Source organism: Pelagibius sp. (assembly GCF_028289705.1).
Classification (GTDB): Bacteria; Pseudomonadota; Alphaproteobacteria; order Kiloniellales; family Kiloniellaceae; genus Pelagibius.
Genome location: NZ_JANQOI010000005.1, coordinates 1 through 3944 on the forward strand (window position 1 = coordinate 1; position 3944 = coordinate 3944).

The 3944-nt window shown below is 63.3% G+C and carries 4 protein-coding genes and 1 tRNA gene; 4 read left to right on the forward strand and 1 reads right to left on the reverse strand.

What is annotated here, in order from left to right:
* The 4 genes from Q0996_RS00170 to Q0996_RS00185 all read left to right on the forward strand — a co-directional run.
* Positions 1-211: carboxymuconolactone decarboxylase family protein (locus tag Q0996_RS00170; protein ID WP_299614790.1), on the forward strand; the 211-nt coding region annotated here is incomplete at its 5' end.
* 45 nt (positions 212-256) lie between these two features.
* The gene (locus Q0996_RS00175) at positions 257-1675 is read left to right on the forward strand and encodes an aldehyde dehydrogenase family protein (protein WP_299614793.1); all 1419 of its coding nucleotides are present in this window, start codon (positions 257-259) and stop codon (positions 1673-1675) included.
* 210 nt (positions 1676-1885) lie between these two features.
* Positions 1886-1962 (forward strand) — tRNA-Met (locus Q0996_RS00180).
* 400 nt (positions 1963-2362) lie between these two features.
* The gene (locus Q0996_RS00185) at positions 2363-3271 is read left to right on the forward strand and encodes a hypothetical protein (protein WP_299614794.1); all 909 of its coding nucleotides are present in this window, start codon (positions 2363-2365) and stop codon (positions 3269-3271) included.
* A 53-nt stretch (positions 3272-3324) separates the two neighbouring features.
* On the opposite strand, the gene Q0996_RS00190 is transcribed toward Q0996_RS00185, so the two are convergent.
* On the reverse strand, positions 3325-3582 hold the full coding sequence (locus Q0996_RS00190; protein WP_299614796.1) for a hypothetical protein: 258 nt from the start codon (positions 3580-3582) through the stop codon (positions 3325-3327).
* Positions 3583-3944: the final 362 nt, after the last annotated feature.

Sequence of the window (3944 nt, forward strand, 5' to 3'; positions counted from 1 at the left end):
GACGCGGTCGATGATGAACCTCGCCATGATCGGCGCGCTGGGCAAGATGCATGAGTGGGAGATCCACTGCCGCGGCGCGCTGAACAACGGCGTGTCCAAAGCGGAAATCCGGTCGATCATCCATGTGGTGGCCATCTATTGCGGCGTTCCGCAGGCGCTGGAGTGCTTCCGCGTGGCCCGCAAGGTGCTGGAGGAGGCGGGCGCGCTCTGATCGCCCCGAAGGACAGGCGGACATGCGGCGATGACGGATCACCATTTGAACTATGTCGGCGGCGTATGGACCGACGGTCTGCAGCCGCCGGTCGAGGTCGAAGACCCCGCAACGGGGCAGGTCTTCGCCACGATCGCGCGGGCCGGACCGGCGGATGTCGACCGGGCCGTGGCCGGCGCACGGGCATGCCACCTCTCCGGTGCCTTGACGGCCATGCGGCCGGTCGAACGCGGGCGCATGGTCCGCCGGATCGGCGACAGGCTGGCGGCGCGCCTGGACGAGGTCGCGGCCGTGCTGTCGCGGGAGACCGGCAAGCCGAAGGTGGAAGCCCGGATCGAGGTCGAAGGGGCTGTCCGCTATTTCGAATACTACGGCAACCAGGCGGAGACGCTGGAAGGCCGGTCGATCCCGCTCGGCGACGGCTATTACGACTTCACGGTGATGGAGCCGTATGGCGTCTCGGCGCAGATCATCCCCTGGAACTATCCGGTGGAGATGACGGCACGGTCGCTTTCGGCGGCACTGACCGCGGGCAACGCCTGCGTCGTCAAGACACCGGAACTGACGCCGCTCAGCAGCCTCTTCATCGCCGAGGCGGTGGAGGCGGCCGGCCTGCCCGCCGGAGCCGTCAGCGTGCTATGCGGCTACGGTCACGAAGCGGGCGCGGCCCTCTCGTCCCATCCCGATGTCGATCAGATCGTTTTCACCGGCTCTGTGGAGACCGGCACCGCCATCATGACGGCCGCGGCCAAGACCGTGATCCCAACGGTGATGGAGCTTGGCGGGAAGTCGGCCGCGATCGCCTATCCCGACGCGGATCTGGCAGCGCTGGACGAGTCGCTGCGGTGGGGCATCTATTTCAATGCCGGGCAGGTTTGTTCGGCCATGTCGCGGCTGATCGTGCACCGGTCGATCCATGACGAGGTGGTGGACCGCGCGCGTGCCCTGGCCCAGTCGCTCCGGGTCGGCGCACCGGACGAAGACGCCGATATGGGGCCCATGATCTCCGAAAAGCAGCGGGAGCGGGCTGAGGGCCTGTGCCGCCAGGCGCAGCAGGAGGGCGCGTCGCTGGTAACCGGCGGGCATCGGCTGAACCGCCCCGGCTGGTTCCTGGAACCGACGATCTTCGCGAATGTCGCGCCGGAGATGACGATCGCGCAGACGGAGGTGTTCGGCCCCGTGCTCTCGGTGTTCTCGTTCGAGGACGAGGCCGAGGCGATCCGCATCGCGAACGCCACGGATTATGGCCTAGTCGCCGGCGTGTTCACGCGCGACCTCGACCGCGCCATGACGGCGGCCCGGCACCTAAAGGCCGGGCAGATCTTCGTCAACGAGTGGTATGCAGGCGGCGTCGAAACGCCGTTCGGCGGCTACGGCAAGTCCGGCTTCGGCCGCGAGAAGGGCCGCGAGGCGCTCTGGAACTATCTGCAGACCAAGAACATCGCGATCCGCACCGGCACGTAGGTGACGTGGGTCGGGTAGGGCCGCAGTCACCAGAGCGGCGATGTCCGTTGACCACGCTCGCCTTGCGCGCCGGATGCTTGACAAGCGGTGATGGGTGCGTAGGCTCCGTGATCTCGATGCCAGAGTAGTCGGCAGAAAGGCAACGTTGGGTGCCTGACCGGTCCCAAGCCAAAGGCGGGCAGGGGGCTGAACGTCCGTAAATGAGGGTTTGGCGGAGTAGCTCAGTCGGTTAGAGCAGCGGAATCATAATCCGCGTGTCGGGGGTTCGAGTCCCTCCTCCGCTACCAACTAAATCAAGCACTTAGCCCACGAAAGTGGGCTATTTTCATGTTGCACGGGGCGTTACACAGCATTCCGCGGTAAGTGCCTGCATTAACACGATCTCCTTCGCGTTCCGTCATTCGTTAACACGCCTTCCCGCAGATTCCATGCAACACGGATGCAACACGAAGCGGGTGTTTTGTTCTGGTTTCGTGCGCGTTTGGGATTGGCTTGCGGCATCGTAGTTCTGGGGCCGAAGCGACGTTCCGTCAACTGGTCGAAGATCAGCTTGGGGGAGCGATAGATATCGACTTCGAAATAGAGTGTCCCGGCTTGTTGGTTGAGTGGCAGCAGCCGCTCCTGCACTATAGGCTTTCCAGCCTCTAATTGCTGAGCAGGGTATTCGCTCGCCCTCTGGAGAGTAGCATGTCCGATTTATCCGAAGAAGCACGACAGTTAATTGACGCACGAGTCAGAGAAATATTGCAGTCAGATGAAATAAAAAAGAGAGGAATTTTATTGGAAGAAGTAAAAGAGCATAAGAATTTTCTGCATCAATTCTCGCGTACGGTGGCGTTTGTATTCTTCATTCTGCTGGGAATAACTGGCACTATCGTGTATTTCTTTCTCGGATCCAAGATTGATAATACTATGCTAGACTTGAGTATCGATTCGGCATTCCGCGAAAGAGTTGAGGCCCTAGCAGATCTCCAGCAGACTCGATTTGAGCGGATTGTTGGCGAGAGAACTGCTGACGTCGTCGCCAGACTGCAAGAAGATATCTTCCAGGGCGCGAGCGAGAGGTTGGATGCAGAATTCCAAGCCAGATTGGACGAGGAAGTGCTTCAGGCCGTAAGCGCCGCAATCGCTGAGCGTGATCCTGAGGACCTCCGGCAGACCTTAGCGACAATCATGAGTTCGATACCTTCGCCGGAAGAGGTCAAGGACGCGATCCTTGCCGACGAAGAGGCTGTGGAGCTGCTGCGTGGTGAGCGAGGAGAGCCCGGCCCACCAGGGCCACAAGGGCCGCAAGGGCCAATTGGTCCTCAAGGTCCGATTGGTTTCGGTTCTCCGGGCAACGGGGGAGATGGCGGGGGCTCGGGAGGCTCTATTGCGGCACCCGGGCCCGTCTCTGGGAACTGGGGCGGAGGCGGCTCAGAAGGCGGTGGTGGCTTTGGAAGCGGTGGCGGAGACGGTGGGGGAGGCTTTGGCGGCGGAGGCGGAGGTGACGTGCCAAGTTCCGGAGACTCAGGGGGAGGCTTTGGCGGCGGCAGCAGCGGTGGAGGAGGCGGCACCAGCGGAGGCCAATGGCCGGGGAGCGGTAATGACCGGTAATCGTCTGCACGACGCCGCGCAAAGGGACCGGGCCCGAAGGCCCGGCCCATGGTTCATGCCGCAGTCCGGTCCGATTTGTCGGCCGTCCACAGGCGCTCGAAGCACTCCCGAACTTTCACTGTCTCGTGGAAGATCTCCCAGGCCAGCCAGCAGATGCCGGCGGTCCGCAGCTGGGTGTATTCGCGATCGGCGTCCTCTGACCCCACGTGCATGTCGCCGATCCAGTCGGCCAGCACGCTTGCTGCACCCTCGAGCGGTATCAGGTGGTTCTCCAGGTCGGACAGAGCCGTGCGGTTGATGCGGTCGGTCATTGGCCGCACTCCCCTTCCCGCATCGTGAAGGCGGCATAGGCGGTGCGGAGAGCGGCGAAGGGGTCGGAAACGGTAGGTCCGCCCCCATCGTTTCGAACGCCCGCTACAGGTGCGCACAGCGCCGCGGCTGCGGCTCTGCGCCGGGTCAGGTGGATCGTGGTCATGGTGGTGATGCTCGCTGGTTTGGCCTGCTACAGCCGTTGCCAGGGGACAGCCCTGGCGCCGGGAGGGTAGCAGCCTGCCAGCGAGACAGGCCGGACGTCTTCCCCGTGAGGGTCTTGTATGGCGCCCGCCTCCCGACATAGGATGTCGGTTGACAGACGGCCGCCAAGCCGTCGCCTTAGAGCCGTTCACACGGCTCC

What these genes read in the sequence shown, in the direction of transcription:
- Q0996_RS00185 (WP_299614794.1), top strand. Translation starts at nt 2,363, where the DNA reads ATGTCCGATTTATCCGAAGAAGCACGACAGTTAATTGACGCACGAGTC.
- Q0996_RS00190 (WP_299614796.1), bottom strand. Translation starts at nt 3,582, where the DNA reads ATGACCGACCGCATCAACCGCACGGCTCTGTCCGACCTGGAGAACCAC.